Here is a 15951-nt window from a genome sequence, read left to right on the forward strand (position 1 = left end):
CCCTCGGGACCTATTCCCTCACACGCGAAAAGAACGGCAAACCTGTCCCCGCAACCCCGATCCGATGACTCAGCACCCCTGATGTCTCAAACCCTGAGACTGACTCAAGGCCCTCACTCCGCAAGCATGGCCTCCCCCGCTCGCGACCTCTCGGTGATGTGGATGAGGGTGGGACCCGCATGCTCGTCGGCCTGGTGCAGAGCCGACAGCAGTGCGTCTTCACCGTCGACGTGGGCACCGCGAGCACCCATCGCCCGCGCCAGGGCCGGGAAGTCCGGCCCGCTGAGGACGACCCCGGAGGGTTCATCGCCGCGATCGGCCATTTCATTGCGGATCTCCCCGTACCCGCCGTTGTCGACGATGATGAGGGTGACCTGGACCTTCGCCTGCACGGCGGCGGCGAGTTCGGCGATCGTGAACATCGATCCGCCGTCGCCTTCGATCGCGATGACCCTCGCCGAGGCGGCCGCCAGCTTCGCGCCGATCCCTGCCGGCAGCCCGTAGCCGAGCGTCCCGGCCCCGGCGGGGTAGAGGAACCGGTCCCCCGCCCTGGCCGACCATCCTGTCTGCACTCCGTAGTAGCAGGCCATCGTCGAGTCCGCCGCGACGATCACCGGTATGTCCGCCGAGGCGGTGAAGGAGTTGAGCGCACCGCACAGGTCCGCCCAAGGGCGTCCAGACACTTTGGCCGCCGAGGTGGCCGCCGCCTTCTTCTGCTCCGCCCAAACCGCAGCCGCCCAGGTCGCCTCGTCGGAACGACGCGACTTCAGTGCACTGTCCAAGGTGGTCGTCGCTGCCGTCGCGTCGGCGAGGATCGGGTGGCTCACCTGGGCGTTCGTGAGCATCTGGACTTCGTCGATATCGATGCGCACGACCGTCTGCGGCAGTGGCAGCGGTTCGGGCCAGAAGTCACTCGCTGCCAGTTCGGTGCCGATGGCGATGACGGCATCCGCGCCGTCGAGCAGCTGAGGCAGGGAGTCGAGGACGCCGACAGCACCGAAGCACAGCGGTTCGCTGTCGTCGATGATGCCCTTCGCGTTCGAGGACAGGATGATCCCGGCTCCGAGCGTCGTGGCCAGGTCGAGAATCGCAGGACCGGCGTTGCGTGCGCCGGCGCCGACGAAGATGAGCGGGCGCCGGGAGTCAGCGACCGCCTCGGCGGCGGTGTCGACGGCCTCCGGGTCGGCGGTCGGATGCGGCCGAGCAATCGACGGATGGAGGCTGCCGGGCCCGGTGGCTTCGATGAGGTCGAGGGGAATCTCGATGACCGCTGGCCGAGTGCGTCCCGCGCGCATGGCCGACAGGCTCTGCCCGACGGCCAGAGACACCTCGCCCGGGCTGGTGACTCGCTGGACCTCGGTGAGGACTGCCGCAAGGGCACCGGTCTGGTTGCGGACTTCGTGGAGGAGCCCGTTGCCGCGCCCGGGGTGGGTCAGCGGCATACCGGGGCAGACGAGGAGGACGGGAACCGAATCGGTGAAGGACTGGAGCAGGGCGGTAAGTGCGTTGAGCACGGCCGGGCCGGTGGTCGTGACGACGACGTTGACCTCACCGGATGTCCGGGCCGCACCGTCGGCCATATAGCCGGCACCCTGTTCGTGGCGCGGTGAGATGATGTCGATGCCGTGGGCGCTCAACTGAGCGAAGATCTCGAGGTTGTGGGTGCCGGGGATGCCGAAGACGCGTGTGATTCCTTCGGCCCTCAAGGCTCTGGCCAGGTGGGCGCCGCCGGTGAGTTCCGTCATGACTTCTCCTCCGTTCGAGTGGTCCCGCCGGTGTTCACTGATCATCCGCGTGGAGTGCGGAGAGGTTCGCATCGACCTTCGCCTGCGCGGCCGCGCGGGGGCTGATGCCCTGGTCCCGGGCTGCGGTGAGCACCTCGGCGGTGAGTTCGCGCAGGGTGGTGGTGACGATGGCATGGCTGTCATCCCAGGTGCCGTCGACGTCGCCGAAGGTCACCCACCACCACCAGGCGTTCGTCGCCGAGTTCGCGAGGAAGTCGGGGACGACGGTGACCCCGCGGGCCAGCAGCGTCTCTTCGGCTTCGGGCAGGACGGGCATGTTCGCGGCTTCGACGATGAGCGAGGCTGTGATGCGGTCGCAGTTGTCCGGCGTGATCGAGTAGCTGACGGCGGCAGGAACGAGGACGTCGGCGTCGGCGGCGAGCCAGTCGTCGCGATCGCCGTCCTGGTCCTCCGGGCGCAGTGCTCCGCGGTCGATTCCTCCGAACTGGTCGCGGGTGGCGAGCAGGGCTTCGACGTCGAGCCGGCGGGGTTGGTCACGAAGCCGTCGGCGTCGGCGATGCCGACGATCCGCAGTCCCGCCTCGGCGAGGTAGCGGGCGGTGGCTCCGCCCATCGACCCGAATCCTTGGATGACGGCGGTGGATTCGGCCGGGTCGCGGCCGGCTTCGCTGAGGGCGGCGAGCACCGAGGTGGCCACGCCGAGGCCGCCGACGAGTTCGTCCTGGGACACGCCGTCGACGATGGTGGAGAAGGCCTTGTCCGCGCGAGCTTCGACGGCGGCCGGATCGTCGACGAGTTTGTCGACGGCGGAGAGCCCGGAGCCGAGTTCACGGCGGGCGAGGATCTCGTCGATGTCGTTCTGGCGGACGCCGAGGTCTTCGCCGAGGGCCCAGTAGGCGTGCATGATCGGGTTGATGTCGACGAGGAAGCATTCGAGGACGTCCGTGGCTCCGGGTGCGCGGGGGTCGAAGTCGATTCCGCCCTTGGCTCCGCCGACGGGCACATAGTGTCGGCCCTCGCGCAGATGGATCGCTTCCTTGCGGGTCATCCCCTGGGCGAGTCCGCGCACCTCCTCGAGGGTGCAGCCTTTGCGCATGCGCAGTCCTCCCGAGGCGGTGCCGCGCACGAGGGTGTCGATGACGACGTACCCTGCCGCGCCGGTGACGGGGTCCTGCCAGGTGATGTCCATGAACATGGGGCTCCCAAAAGATCGGCGTCTCAAGACTCTTACTGAACCGCTATTCAGTAAGACATGTGACTCCAGTCTGTCCGGGTGAGGGCCACCACGTCAAGGCCGCTAGGATCGAAGCATGCCGACAGCACTCATCACCGGAGCCGGACGAGAGAACAGCATCGCCGCGGGAGTGGCCGCACGACTGTCGTCCGACGGCTGGACCGTGTGCACGAGCGATCTCGATCGCGGAGACTACCCATGCGACTTGTCATCCGCTCACGAAGCGCAGGAGCTGGTCGGTCGGGTGAGCAGGGATCACGGCACCATCGACGGGTTGGTGCTCAGCCACGCTCACGGCGAAGAGTCCGGGATCCTCGACACCACCGCCGACAGCTTCGACCGCCACATGGTTGTCAACGCTCGTGCGTCGCTGCTCCTCATCGCAGCGTTCGCGAGACAGATCGGCGAGTCGGGAGGCGCGATCGTCGCCTTCACCAGCGATCACGCCACGGGTAATCTGCCCTATGGAGCATCGAAAGGCGCGCTCGATCGAATCGTCATCTCCGCTGCGCGGGAACTCGGACCGAAGGGGATCTCTGCGAACGTCGTCAATCCTGGGCCGATCGATACGGGCTGGATGGACGACGAGACGAGAACCGGGATGATCCCTTATCAGCCGCTCGGCCGTATGGGCACTCCTCGCGACATCGCCGGAGTCACTGCATTTCTGCTCTCTGGTGAGGGTCGGTGGATCAGCGGCCAACTGCTGTCTGCCGACGGAGGGTTCTCCGCTCGCTACTGAAATAAGCGCACGGCAGTCGGCCACATGACCGCACGGAAGCATTGTTGGGTCGATCCACGGTGTTCTGGACGTCCAGACCGCCGTGGATCGACCCAACAATCACCCTCAGCCGAGTTCGCGGGTGAGGAAGTCGTCGACCCAGGTGCTCAGCGCCTCTGTGTCAACGGTCTCCGAATTGACCATCACCTGGATAGCCAGGCCGTCGAGGAAGGCGAGAACCCGGGTCGCGCCCGACGCGGTGCCGCCTTCAGGTGCCGTGCACTCCCCCGCCGCGATGGCCTCGTCCATGAGGCTGCTGAGGATCGACTTCCACTCCTGGTCGAGAGCGGCGAATGTCGACCGCAGAGCGTCGTCGACGAGTCCGGCCGACCAGCCGTCGATCCAGATCTTCCAGCTGCGAGAGGACCCGCGGGGCAGGTACCAGCCGACGACGTCCCGCAATCGCTGGAGAGCCGAGACCTGCCCGGCAGCCAGCTCCCGGGCCCGGTCGATGTCCTGCCGCCCGGCGAAGTCGAAGGCCTCGTTGACGAGGGCTTCCTTCGTCTCGAAGTGGTAGATGACGAGGCTGGCGCTCAGCCCGAGTCGGGCAGCGACATCGGAGACGCGCAGCGCACGCAGGCCGGAGGATTCGATCTCCTCGACCGTGGCCACCAGGATCTCCTCCCGGCGGACCGCTGCCTTCTTCCTCGCCATCTCGCCTGTCTCCCTTCAAGTTCCTGCCGACGGGCATCCCGCGCTCGAAGGCCGAAGCCCCGACCGCAGCCATGCGCTCAGGGCAGTTCGACCTCGGCAGCCGGTCCGACCAAGGCCAGAGCCTTGGGCCGTGACAGCAGCCGTCCGGCCATCTCGCTGACATCCTCGGCCGTGACCGAACGGACGCGTTCGATGAGATCCATCGGCGATTCGAGCGGCAGACCGAAGATCTCCGACCGGGCCAGACGATTCATCCGCGCCGCCGAGGACTCGAGTCCGAGCACCATCGACCCCGACAGCTGGGAGACGATCTCGTCGAGCTCGAACTGGCTCGGAGTCTCCTGCGCCAACCGATCCCATTCGCTCACGGCCAGGTCGACGACGGCCTGAGCGTTCTCGGCCGTGCAGCCGGCATAGATGCCGAACGTGCCGGTATCCGTGAACTGGCTGGCCACGCAGTTGACGGCATAGGCCAGTCCCCGCTCCTCGCGCACGCTCTGGAACAGCCGCGACGACATTCCGCCGCCGAGCATGGTGAGCATGACCGAGTAGATGAACCGGTCATCATGGCCTTCTTCCAGGCCTTCGCAGCCGAGCAGAATGCCCAGCTGTTCAATGTCCTTGACCGTGTGCGACTTTCCGGATTGGAACTCCGGACGCACACGTGCGGCCCCGCCGAGATGCGATCCCTTCGCCACCGAGGCGGCCCCGCCGTCGGCGTCGGCCGTGCCCACCGAGCCTGCACCGGCAACGCCGTTCCCGGCCCCCGACCACACATCGGCACGGGACCCGAGCCCCGCCTCGGCGATGGCATCCTCAACCATCGCGAGGACCTCTTCATGGGTCGCACCGCCTGCGGCGGCGATGACCAGACGTGGCGGGATATACGTCGACTGATAGTGGTCGATGACCGTGTGGTGGCCGAGCACGCGGATCTGATCTTTCGTCGCACCCACGGGCCGGGCCAGCGAATGCGAACCGAAGACCAGAGAATCGAAGTCGTCGAAGAGGACGTCTCCGGGATCGTCGGCGGACATGGCGAGCTCTTCGATGATGACACCGCGCTCGCGTTCGAACTCCTCGACGTCGAGTTGGGAGTTCGAGACCATATCGACGAGGAGACCGGTGATGTTCGGCAGATCCGTCACGAGGCACCGGGAGTAGTAGCAGGTGAGCTCCTTGGCGGTGATCGCATTCGAATCCCCGCCGGTGCGGTCGAAGGCCGCGGCGATGGTCTTCGCATCGCGGCTGCCGGTGCCTTTGAACAGCATGTGCTCGAGGAAATGCGTCGAGCCGGCGGTCTCTGCGGATTCGTCACGGGACCCGGCTGCAACCCAGATCCCGATCGTCTCCGAGGCCAGACCCGGCATGTGTTCGGTGGTCAGCGTCAAACCACCGGGGAGGACAGACCGATCGATTCGGCTGCCCTCCCCGGTGTGCGAACTGCTCAGTATCAGTTGTCTGATCCCTCTTCGTCCGATTTCTCGTCTTCGTCGGTGACCGGAGCCAGCGAGAGCTTGCCGCGGTCATCGATCTTCGTGATCTCAACCTGGACCTTCTGGCCCACACCGACGACGTCTTCGACGTCCTCGACGCGCTTGCCGTCGTTGAGCTTGCGCAGCTCGGAGATGTGCAGCAGGCCGTCCTTGCCCGGGGTCAGGGACACGAATGCGCCGAAGCTCATCGTCTTGACCACGGTGCCCAGGTAGCGTTCGCCGACCTCGGGAACCTGCGGGTTCGCGATCGCATTGATCATCGAACGGGCGGCCTCGGCGGCCGGTCCGTCCGTGGCACCGATGAGGACGGTTCCGTCGTCTTCGATGCTGATGTCCGCACCGGTGTCCTCCTGGATCTGGTTGATCATCTTGCCCTTGGGCCCGATGACCTCACCGATCTTGTCGACGGGGATGTTCACGGAGATGATCCGCGGTGCCGTCGGTGCCATCTCGGCCGGGGCGTCGATGGCCTCTGCGATGACGTCGAGGATGACCATGCGTGCTTCGCGGGCCTGCTTGAGAGCGGCACCGAGCACCGAGGCGGGAAGGCCGTCGAGCTTGGTGTCGAGCTGGATCGCGGTGATGAAGTCACGCGTACCGGCGACCTTGAAGTCCATATCGCCGAAGGCGTCTTCGGCACCGAGGATGTCAGTCAGAGCCGCGTAGGCGGTCTGCTCACCCTGATCAGTGGAGATGACGTCGGAGACGAGACCCATGGCGATGCCGGCGACGGGCGCCTGCAGCGGCACACCGGCCGAGAGCATCGCCAGCGTCGAGGCACAGACCGAGCCCATCGAGGTCGAACCGTTCGAACCGAGGGCCTCGGAGACCTCACGGATCGCGTACGGGAAGTCCTCACGCTTGGGCAGAACAGGCACGAGGGCGCGTTCGGCGAGAGCACCGTGGCCGATCTCGCGGCGCTTCGGGCTGCCCACGCGGCCGGTCTCACCGACCGAATAGGGCGGGAAGTTGTAGTGGTGCATGTAGCGCTTCGACGTCTCGGGTGAGAGCGAGTCGATGGTCTGCTCGAGCTTGAGCATATTCAGGGTGGTGACACCCAAGATCTGGGTCTCGCCGCGTTCGAAGATCGCCGAACCGTGCACGCGCGGGATGACGTTGGTCTCGGCTGTGAGCGGACGGATGTCCTTGAGTCCACGTCCGTCGATGCGGACCTGCTCGGTGAGGATGCGCTTGCGCACAACCTGCTTCGTCAGGGCGTTGAGAGCGTTCGCGATCTCCTTCTCACGGCCCTCGAAGCGCTCACCGAGCTTCTCGAAGAGCTCGTCGAGGAGAGCGGCACCGGCGGCTTCGCGCTCCTGCTTGTCGGCGATCGTGAAGTTCTCGGTCTGCTTCGCCTCGGCGAGCTCCTTCACCGCTTCGAAGACATCGTCTTCGAAGTCGCGGAAGACGGGGAATTCGACGGTCGGCTTCGCAGCGCGATCGGCGAGTTCGGACTGCGCACGGCAGAGCTCGGCGATGAACGGCTTCGCAGCTTCGAGACCTTCGGACACGACCTCCTCGGTGGGGGCCTGGGCGCCGGTCTTGATCTTGTCGATGGCGTTGTCGGTGGCTTCGGCCTCGACCATCATGATGGCGACGTCGTCACCGACCACGCGACCGGCGACGACCATGTTGAACACGGCGTCCTCGAGCTGCGAGTGGTTCGGGAAGGCGACCCACTGGCCGTCGATGAGCGCGATGCGCACACCGCCGATGGGGCCGGAGAACGGCAGACCCGAGAGCTGGGTCGACATCGAGGCGGCGTTGATGGCCAGAGCGTCGTAGATGTGGTCGGGGTTGACCGACATCACGGTGACGACGACCTGGACCTCGTTGCGCAGGCCCTTGACGAAGGACGGGCGCAGCGGACGGTCGATGAGGCGGCAGGTGAGGATCGCGTCCGTCGAGGGGCGACCCTCGCGGCGGAAGAACGAGCCGGGGATGCGTCCGGCGGCGTACATGCGCTCTTCGACGTCGACGGTCAGGGGGAAGAAGTCGAAGCCCTCACGGGGGTTCTTGCCGGCCGAGGTGGCCGAGAACAGCATGGTGTCGTCGTCGAGGTAGGCGACGGCGGAGCCGGCGGCCTGCTGGGCCAGCCGACCGGTTTCGAAGCGAATGGTGTGTTTGCCGAAGCTGCCGTTGTCGATATGGGCAACGGCGGATTCAGGGTTGAGTCCCACGTAGTCTCCTAGTTTGTGCCGGTGCGCGGCGGTCCTCATGATGGCAAGACCTGCAACGCTCGAGGGAGGTCCCCCGACGTCAAGAGGCAGCGCTCTGCATTGCGCAGTGCGAGACCCCGCGCCCTTCCGGCGGGATATTGGCAGTGGACGATGCATGGATCCACGCCGGTCATCGATCGGGGCCCACGGAACCGGTGCCGGCAACAACTTGCATCTGCAAGCCTGTGTCAGCGCGCATTCCTCCGGAGGCCACTACCGAAGACCGAAACGTCCATGGCATGTGCGTCCACGCATGAGTCTACCGCAGAAGCACGAAAGCGCCCCACCGAGAGGCGGGACGCTTCCGAACAGCTGGAGACGATGATCAGACGGTGCTGATCAGCAGACTCGAATCAGCGGCGCAGGCCGAGGCGCTTGATGAGCGAACGGTAACGCTCGATGTCGACCTTCGCGAGGTACTTGAGCATGCGGCGACGCTGGCCGACGAGGAGCAGCAGGCCACGACGCGAGTGGTGGTCGTGCTTGTGATCCTTGAAGTGCTCGGTCAGATCGGTGATCCGGCGGGTCAGCAGTGCAACCTGGACCTCGGGAGAACCGGTGTCGCCCTCATGAGTTGCATATTCCTTGATGATCTCTTGCTTCACAGCGGTATCGAGAGCCATGGAGTTCTCCTTCGTGTCGTTGCGCGGCGCAGGGACCTGAAGTCTCTGCCCTATGGGACCGCGGCCGGTGAAAACGGCAGAAATCAGCTTATCAGGTGTGCAGGACCTCGCGCACATCGGCGATATCCTCATGCATCTGCACGATGAGGTCGTCCATCCCGGTGAACGCGACCTGCCCGCGGATGCGCGAGACGAATTCGAGAGTCATCTCACGGTCGTAGACGTCGAATTCGCCGAACTCCTTGTCGAGCACGTACGCCTCGACCCGTCGGACCTGTCCCTGGAAGGTCGGGTTCGTGCCCACGGAGATCGCGGCCGGGTACGCCTGATCCTCACCCGAGAACGTCGCCCAGCCGGCGTAGACGCCGTCGGCGGGGACGAGTCCGTCGGGATTCTCCGAGAGGTTCGCCGTCGGGAATCCCAGGTCGCGTCCGCGGGCATCGCCGTGGACGACGGTGCCGTGGAGTGCGTGGTAGCGCCCGAGCTGGTCGGCCGCCTCGGCGACATCACCGGCGCCCAGCTGCTCCCGGATCGGAGGACGAATACCGTCCCCCGCGCCCGACCTCGTCGATCGTCTCGGTCCGGAAGTCGAATTTCTCGCCGAGGCGGCGCAACGTCTCGATCGTGCCTTCGTTGTCCTTGCCGAAGCGGACATCGTCGCCGACGACGACGATCTTCGCGCGCAAGGCTTCGACGAAGTAACGGCGCACGAATTCCTCGGCCGACTGGGCGGCGAAGTCGAGGTCGTAGGGCTGGATGAGGAGGCCGTCGATGCCGGTGGCGGCGATGAGATCGGCGCGCTGCCGGGTCGAGGTGATCATCACGGTCGGATCTTCGGGACGGTGGACCGTGCGCGGGTGCGGGTCGAAGGTCATCGCGATCGAGCGCAGGCCCTCTTGCCGGGCCAGGGCGGCGACGGTGGTCAGCACCGTCTGGTGCCCGCGATGCACACCGTCGAAGTTGCCGAGGGTGACGACGGTGCCGACACCGTCGACCTCGACTTCACCGAGTCCGTGATACAGCTCCACCAGACATTCGCTCCTTCCGTGCACCGACTCAGATTATCGCAGAGATCTTCCGCCTCCTAACCCGCACCTCGCCGAGGCGGGAGGACGGGTTCAGGCGATGATCGACCACCCGATGACGCCGAGGAGGGAGGCCAGGGCGATGGAGACGAAGGTGCCGATGATGAACCGCTCCCCCGCGGCCGCCGAGGACTTGATCTCCGCGAAGCGTCCGAGCCCTTTGACCGCGATGACCACGGCCATGAGTTCGGGGCGACCGAGCACGATCGCTCCGGCGATGAGTGCGCGTTCGACGATGCCGATCCACAGTCCGCCGCGCAGGACTTCGACGTCCTCGGCTCCTGTGCGTTCGGGCTTGGAGCCCGGGCCCGCATGGGTCAGACGGAGGAGAAGCGGGACGAGTGGCCAGCCGATGAGGGCCGCGATGATGGCGGCGGCGATGGCGATGAGCACGTCAGTCCACATGTGCGTCTCCTTCCGATAGGGCTCGTTGGAGCCGGTCGAGATGATGTCGGGCCAGACGCTCGGCCCCGGCGATGATCTCGGCGGGACCGGCCGCCAGCACCCGGGAGACCGCCTGTTGAGAGACGTCGAATTCCGCGGCGATCTCGGCCTGTGTGGCGTCCGGATGGTCGAGTCGGTATCCGACGTAGCCGCGGGAGTGTCCGCGCAGCTCGGTCAGTGTGCTGATCAGGAGCCGCAGAGCCGCCTCGGCCAGCCCACGATGGTCACCGTCCGGATCGGCACTCACGACGAGGTGGGCGGGTGCGGATTTGGCCGCTTCGACCGCCCGGCGGGCGGAGTAGAAGGCCTCTCCCCTGCCCTCGGCGGTCGACTCGGGCAGCGGTCGTTCGACCTCGCCGATGCCGAGGCCGATATGCCAACCGGAGTCGATGCCGATACGGCGGACCGCCTCGGCGACGGCGTCGGGATCGTCGAGGACCCCCTGGACCTCGTCCCCGATGGTGCGGGCGAAGGGAACGACCGTGTCGATCGGAGAGAGAGCATCGAGGATGCGGGGCACCGCGTCGGCGTTCGACCGCGAATCCTGCTGGTCGATGGTCAAGACGAACATAGAACAAGTAGACCAGATGATTGCCTCGGATACAAGAGATTCAGTTGTACTTGACAGATACAACTGAACTCATTGTTTCCGAGTGTGGGGCTGGACCCGTCAGGCGAGGTCGATGGCAAAGGCGGTCAGCGACTTCAGACCGCCGTTCCGACGCACCTCGGCCACGGAGACGAGGGCATCGTCGCAGACGACGGCGACCTCTCGGCTCCCCGTGTCGTCGGCATCGGGGTCGGTATGCCAGTCACCAGCAGCAACGGTCTTGCCCTGCATGAGGGCGCGGGCCCGATCGGCATCGACGGTGACGACGGGCAGGAGGGTGCGGGCCGCCTCGGCGAGCGAGATGAGGGTGGGCGCGGGGACGTCGAGGTCCTCGGGCAGGGTCACGGCCTGGTCGATATGGAAATCGCCGACACGCGTCCTCCGGAGCGCGGTGAGGTGGCCGAAGACGCCGAGGTCGGTGCCGATATCGCGAGCCAAGGCGCGCACATAGGTGCCCGACGAGCAGTCGACTTCGACATCGACGTCGATATGTCCGTCCACGGCGGCGAAGCGGATGTCGATGATCTGGAACTCCGAGACTTCGACGCGGCGGGCCTTGAGTTCGACGTCCTCGCCGGCACGGACACGGGCGTAGGAGCGCTTGCCGTCGACCTTGATCGCCGAGACCGCACTGGGCACCTGGTCGATGGGACCGCGCAGTTTGGCCACGGCGGTCTCGATGGCAGAAGTGTCGACACGTGCCAGATCGGTCGGATCGGCGAACCGATCGGGCTCGGAATCGGCATCATCGGTCGGGGTCGACGATCCCAGACGGATGGTGGCGAAATAGGTCTTCGAGACCCCGGTGATATAGGTGAGCAGCTTGGTGCCGCGGCCGAGGCCGAGCACAAGAACACCCGTGGCCATCGGGTCGAGAGTCCCGGCGTGGCCGACCTTCTTCGTCCCGAACCAGCGGCGGATACGGGAGACCACGCCATGGGAGCTCAGTCCCTGCGGTTTGTCGCAGACGAGGACGCCCTGTGGGGAAGAGTCGCTCACTGGGTCCGGCGATCAGTTGAAGGACGCGTGCACATGATCGAAGTGGTTCGCCGTGGCGCTGCCGCGGTCCTCCATGGCCTTCCAGCCCTTGCCGGGCATCCAGATGCGCTGCTTCCAGATGACGTACTTGACGTTGAGGGCGCCCTGGTTCTGGATGAGGTAGTCGGCGATGCGGTCGCCGGTGGAACCGGTGATCATGATGTCGACGGCTTCACCGGTGTTGTGGTCCGAACCGGTGCCGGGGCGACGTCCGCCGAAGGTCTTGACCTCGGGGAACTTCGCGCAGACTGCACGGTAGCCGTTGACGGCGTTCGGCAGCAGGCCGGACTCGATCGAGGAGGACACGCTGCACGGCGGAGCCGAGGTGTCCGAGGAGGTGCCGTCGCCCTCTCCGGAGGACTTCTCATCGCTCGACTTCTCGTCGGAGGACGAATCGTCGCTCGTCTTCGCAGCGGCCGAGGATTCGGCGGTTGGCTTGGGCTTCGGCGGAGCCTTGACCTCGAGGTCGGTCTTCGAGGACTTGTTCTTGTACTTCGGGTCGTCCTTGACCTTCTCCAGGTACTCTTCGCCGGCCTTCTTGCGTTCGGCGTCGAGCTCCTTCTGGCTCACGGTCGAGGAAGTGGTCGACTCCTCGGGGGTCGTCGTCGAGGCGGCTTCGGTGGTGACGTTGCCGGACTCGGGCGGCCCCATGACAACGGTCGAACCGACGACGGCGGCGGTCGCGGCTGCAGGAACGGCGATCGCGGCGACGACTGGACGCTGCTTGACGGTCGCCAGCACGGAAGTCGCCGAGGACGGCGCATTAGCTGCGCGTCGTCCGGCGGGGCGCTTGCCGGGAGTCAGATCCCGGATCAGCTGCTTCGCGAACGACGGCTTCGGTGAGGAGTGCTTACCCAATGCAGAATTCCCTTAACAGAGTCGTAATCATTTCGTTACCGCAAAAAGTCTACGACATCTCGGAAAGATAACAAAACTGTTACGAGAACTTTTTTCGTGACGTGACGAAGCTCAAATCGGGCCTGCTTTCGGCGATCGCCGGCTCTCCCTCGATGACCAGGCGCGATGCCCGGGTCGGCCGGATAGGACGATCAGTCGTCGTCGGCGTCGTCATTCTTCTTGTACGGGTCTGATTCACCTGCATGCTGTGCGTTCTTGGCCAACCCGGCCACGCGGGCGTCGTCGGCGGCAGCCTGCGCGAGCAGTCCGTCGAGACGGGCGGCCGCCTCGGGGACGGCGTCGGCGATGAATTCGAGACTCGGGGTCAGACGGATGGTCAGCCCCTTGCCCACTTCGGAGCGGATGAAGCCCTTGGCCGATTCGAGGGCATGACCTGTGCCGACGAGGTCCTGGTCGTTGCCGTAGACGGTGTAGAAGATGGTGGCGTGCTGCAGATCGCCGGTCACGCGCACATCGGTGACGGTGACGAATCCGAGGCGGGGATCCTTGAGCTTGCGCTCGATGGTGCTGGCGACGATGACCTTGATCTGGTCGGCGATCTTGCGGGCCCGTGTCGAGTCTGCCATGACGTATGTCCTTCTGTTCGGGGCCGGAACAACTCTTCCGGCCCTATATTAGCTGTGCAATCGAACCGGCTCCGGCCGGTCCCCCATCCGGGGGCCGACCGGAGCCTTCAATTCACGGTATGAGTCCCATCCTTGTCCTCGTCAGCGCTGCTGCGCTGACGAGCCACCGGGTGCGACTCGCTCCGCGACCGATCAGTCGCGCGGCTTCTCCTGCATCTCGAAGGTCTCGATGATGTCGCCGACGCGCAGGTCGTTGAACTTGCCGAGTCCGATACCGCACTCGTAGCCCTCGCGGACCTCGGTCGCATCGTCCTTGAACCGACGCAGCGATTCGATGTGGACGTTGTCGCCGATGACGATTCCGTCGCGGGTGACGCGAGCGGTCGAGTTCCGCTTGATGAGGCCGTCGCGGACGATCGAGCCGGCGATGTTGCCGAACTTCGAGGAACGGAAGACCTCGCGGATCTCCGCCGTACCGGTCTGGACCTCTTCGTACTCGGGCTTGAGCATACCCTTGAGCGAGGACTCGATGTCGTCGATCGCCTGGTAGATGACCGAGTAGTAGCGGACGTCGACGCCTTCGCGGTCTGCCAGGTCGCGAGCCTTCGCTTCCGGACGGACGTTGAAGCCGAGGACGATCGCATTGTCGACCGTGGCCAGGTTGATGTCGTTCTCCGTGATCGCACCGACGCCGCGGTGGATGATCCGCAGGTCGACGTCGTCGCCCACATCGATCTTGAGCAGCGAATCCTCGAGCGCTTCGACAGCACCGGAGACGTCACCCTTGAGGATGAGATTGAGCATGTCGACCTTGCCCTCAGCCAGAGCCTTCGTGAAGTCCTCGAGCTGATGCGCTTGCGACCGCGGGCCTGAGCGGCGTTGCGCTCGATGGCGTCACGCTTCTCAGCGATCTGACGGGCTGTGCGGTCGTCATCGGTGGAGATGAACGAGTCACCGGCACGCGGGACGGACGACAGACCGAGCACCTGCACGGGGCGGGAGGGTCCGGCCTCCTCGACGACGTTTCCGTTCTCGTCGAACATCGCACGCACACGTCCGTAGGCGGTGCCGCAGACGATGGCATCGCCCTGACGCAGGGTGCCGGACTCGACGAGGACGGTGGCAACCGCACCGCGGCCCTTGTCGAGCTTGGCTTCGATCGCGATGCCGCGAGCGGACTTGTCGGGGTTCGCCCGCAGGTCAAGGGCCGCATCGGTGGTCAGCAGAACGGATTCGAGCAGCTGGTCGATGCCCTCGCGCTTGAGCGCGGAGATCGGCACGAACATGGTCTCGCCGCCGTATTCTTCGGCCACGAGGTTGTATTCGGTCAGCTGCTGCATGACCTTGGCGGGGTTGGCGCCTTCCTTGTCGATCTTGTTCACGGCCACGACGATCGGCACATCGGCCGCCTGAGCGTGGTTGAGAGCTTCGATCGTCTGCGGCATGACGCCGTCGTCGGCGGCGACCACGAGGATCGCGAGGTCCGTCGACTTGGCACCGCGGGCACGCATGGCGGTGAACGCCTGGTGACCCGGGGTGTCGAGGAAGGTGATCTTGCGATCTTCTCCCTCGTGCTCGACCTCGGCCTGGTAGGCACCGATGTGCTGGGTGATTCCGCCGGCTTCGCGAGAAGCGACATTGGCCGAGCGGATCGCGTCGAGCAGCTTGGTCTTACCGTGGTCGACGTGACCCATGACGGTGACGACCGGCGGACGTGCCTGCAGGTCCTCGTCGTCCTCTTCTGCGGCTTCGGCATCGAGGTCGATGTCGAAGGTCTCCAGCAGCTCACGGTCTTCGTCTTCGGGCGAGACGATCTCGATCTTGTAGCCGAGCTCTTCGCCGAGGACCTCGAAGGTCGCCTCGTCGAGGGACTGGGTGATCGTGGCCATCTCACCGAGGTGGAAGAGCACGGTCACGAGGTTCGTCGGATCGGTGTTGATCTTCTCGGCGAAGTCGGCCAGCGAGGAGCCGCGACGCAGACGCAGCGGCGTGTTGCCGTCTCCGCGCGGAACGGTGACACCACCGACCGAGGGAGCCTGCATCTGCTCGAGCTCTGCGCGCTTCGCCCGCTTCGACTTGCGTCCCTTCTGACGGGGACCGCCGCCGCGGCCGAATGCACCCTGCGTGCTGCCGCGACCGCGACCTGAACCGCGACCACCGGGACCGCCGCCGGGTCCACGACGAGGACCGCCTGGAGCGCCGCCCGGTGCACCGGGTGCGCCGCCGGGGGCATTTCCGCGTCCGCCTCCACCGCGACCGCGGCCGGGAGCGGGCTTGTTCAGTGCCGAGTTCTTCAGCATCGACGGGTTGGGGCGGGGTGCGCCCGGGCGAGGTGCCGGACGCGGACCGCCGGAGGATTCCTCACCGGAACCGCGCTGCTTCTGACCGGGCTTCGGCATTCCCTGCGAAGGTGCGAAGGGGTTGTTGCCGGGGCGTCCGCCCTGTCCACCTTGACCGCCTTGACCACCCTGACCGCCGGAACGACCGCCGGGCTTGGGTCCACGACCGGGCTTCGGCATTCCCTGCGAAGGTGCGAAGG

Annotated in this window: 14 protein-coding genes and 2 pseudogenes; 1 reads left to right on the forward strand and 15 read right to left on the reverse strand. The window is 65.9% G+C overall.

Going from position 1 to position 15951, the window contains the following annotated elements; all coding sequences use genetic code 11:
• Positions 1-113 precede the first annotated feature (113 nt).
• The 3 genes and pseudogenes from AC2W7L_RS12715 to AC2W7L_RS12725 form a co-directional block, all read right to left on the reverse strand.
• Positions 114-1745, reverse strand: coding sequence for a thiamine pyrophosphate-binding protein (locus AC2W7L_RS12715; RefSeq protein WP_486004754.1), 1632 nt, complete (start codon positions 1743-1745; stop codon positions 114-116).
• A gap of 34 nt (positions 1746-1779) precedes the next feature.
• Complete coding sequence (locus tag AC2W7L_RS12720; RefSeq protein ID WP_486004767.1) at positions 1780-1959, reverse strand: hypothetical protein; 180 nt, start codon at positions 1957-1959, stop codon at positions 1780-1782.
• Between the two features lie 84 nt (positions 1960-2043).
• Positions 2044-2939 (reverse strand): annotated as a pseudogene (locus tag AC2W7L_RS12725) (Glu/Leu/Phe/Val dehydrogenase dimerization domain-containing protein); the annotation flags it as partial.
• Positions 2940-3054: 115 nt separating this feature from the next.
• Here AC2W7L_RS12725 and AC2W7L_RS12730 point away from each other — a divergent pair.
• The gene (locus AC2W7L_RS12730) at positions 3055-3720 is read left to right on the forward strand and encodes an SDR family NAD(P)-dependent oxidoreductase (protein ID WP_486004755.1); all 666 of its coding nucleotides are present in this window, start codon (positions 3055-3057) and stop codon (positions 3718-3720) included.
• Positions 3721-3825: 105 nt separating this feature from the next.
• On the opposite strand, the gene AC2W7L_RS12735 is transcribed toward AC2W7L_RS12730, so the two are convergent.
• From AC2W7L_RS12735 to infB, 12 genes and pseudogenes are all read right to left on the reverse strand, one after another.
• Positions 3826-4413: a TetR/AcrR family transcriptional regulator gene (locus AC2W7L_RS12735; protein WP_486004756.1), complete on the reverse strand. Its 588-nt coding sequence runs from the start codon at positions 4411-4413 to the stop codon at positions 3826-3828.
• Positions 4414-4490: 77 nt separating this feature from the next.
• Positions 4491-5804 carry a M16 family metallopeptidase gene (locus AC2W7L_RS12740; protein WP_486004757.1) on the reverse strand — a complete coding sequence of 438 codons (1314 nt, stop codon included), beginning with the start codon at positions 5802-5804 and terminating at the stop codon, positions 4491-4493.
• Positions 5805-5866: 62 nt separating this feature from the next.
• Positions 5867-8089: a polyribonucleotide nucleotidyltransferase gene (locus AC2W7L_RS12745; protein ID WP_486004758.1), complete on the reverse strand. Its 2223-nt coding sequence runs from the start codon at positions 8087-8089 to the stop codon at positions 5867-5869.
• A 392-nt stretch (positions 8090-8481) separates the two neighbouring features.
• The gene (gene rpsO / locus AC2W7L_RS12750) at positions 8482-8751 is read right to left on the reverse strand and encodes a 30S ribosomal protein S15 (protein ID WP_039210907.1); all 270 of its coding nucleotides are present in this window, start codon (positions 8749-8751) and stop codon (positions 8482-8484) included.
• A 91-nt stretch (positions 8752-8842) separates the two neighbouring features.
• A complete protein-coding gene (locus tag AC2W7L_RS12755) occupies positions 8843-9295 on the reverse strand; it encodes a riboflavin kinase (RefSeq protein WP_486004766.1) in 453 nt (150 codons plus the stop codon).
• On the reverse strand, positions 9258-9779 hold the full coding sequence (locus AC2W7L_RS12760) for an adenylyltransferase/cytidyltransferase family protein (RefSeq protein WP_486004759.1): 522 nt from the start codon (positions 9777-9779) through the stop codon (positions 9258-9260). The genes AC2W7L_RS12755 and AC2W7L_RS12760 overlap by 38 nt, the downstream gene beginning before the upstream one ends.
• A gap of 90 nt (positions 9780-9869) precedes the next feature.
• Positions 9870-10241 carry a hypothetical protein gene (locus AC2W7L_RS12765; RefSeq protein WP_486004760.1) on the reverse strand — a complete coding sequence of 124 codons (372 nt, stop codon included), beginning with the start codon at positions 10239-10241 and terminating at the stop codon, positions 9870-9872.
• Entirely contained in the window at positions 10231-10851 is a 621-nt protein-coding gene (locus AC2W7L_RS12770; RefSeq protein ID WP_486004761.1) for a hypothetical protein, read from the reverse strand. Before AC2W7L_RS12770 ends, AC2W7L_RS12765 begins: the two co-directional genes overlap by 11 nt.
• Before the next feature lie 99 nt (positions 10852-10950).
• On the reverse strand, positions 10951-11889 hold the full coding sequence (gene truB / locus AC2W7L_RS12775; RefSeq protein ID WP_486004762.1) for a tRNA pseudouridine(55) synthase TruB: 939 nt from the start codon (positions 11887-11889) through the stop codon (positions 10951-10953).
• Positions 11890-11901: 12 nt separating this feature from the next.
• Entirely contained in the window at positions 11902-12786 is an 885-nt protein-coding gene (locus tag AC2W7L_RS12780; protein ID WP_486004763.1) for a VldE C-terminal domain-containing protein, read from the reverse strand.
• 191 nt (positions 12787-12977) lie between these two features.
• Positions 12978-13412, reverse strand: a complete 435-nt coding sequence (gene rbfA, locus AC2W7L_RS12785; RefSeq protein WP_486004764.1) for a 30S ribosome-binding factor RbfA — start codon at positions 13410-13412, stop codon at positions 12978-12980.
• 192 nt (positions 13413-13604) lie between these two features.
• Positions 13605-15951: pseudogene (gene infB, locus AC2W7L_RS12790) on the reverse strand (translation initiation factor IF-2); the annotation flags it as partial.

This window comes from Brevibacterium sp. LAARM3_SD1 (assembly GCF_057364765.1).

Bases quoted from the DNA above. Each gene is read 5' to 3' on its own strand.
- AC2W7L_RS12715 (WP_486004754.1), bottom strand. From the start codon at position 1,745: ATGACGGAACTCACCGGCGGCGCCCACCTGGCCAGAGCCTTGAGGGCC.
- rbfA (WP_486004764.1), bottom strand. From the start codon at position 13,412: ATGGCAGACTCGACACGGGCCCGCAAGATCGCCGACCAGATCAAGGTC.
- AC2W7L_RS12765 (WP_486004760.1), bottom strand. From the start codon at position 10,241: ATGTGGACTGACGTGCTCATCGCCATCGCCGCCGCCATCATCGCGGCC.
- AC2W7L_RS12730 (WP_486004755.1), top strand. From the start codon at position 3,055: ATGCCGACAGCACTCATCACCGGAGCCGGACGAGAGAACAGCATCGCC.
- AC2W7L_RS12770 (WP_486004761.1), bottom strand. From the start codon at position 10,851: ATGTTCGTCTTGACCATCGACCAGCAGGATTCGCGGTCGAACGCCGAC.
- AC2W7L_RS12735 (WP_486004756.1), bottom strand. From the start codon at position 4,413: ATGGCGAGGAAGAAGGCAGCGGTCCGCCGGGAGGAGATCCTGGTGGCC.
- rpsO (WP_039210907.1), bottom strand. From the start codon at position 8,751: ATGGCTCTCGATACCGCTGTGAAGCAAGAGATCATCAAGGAATATGCA.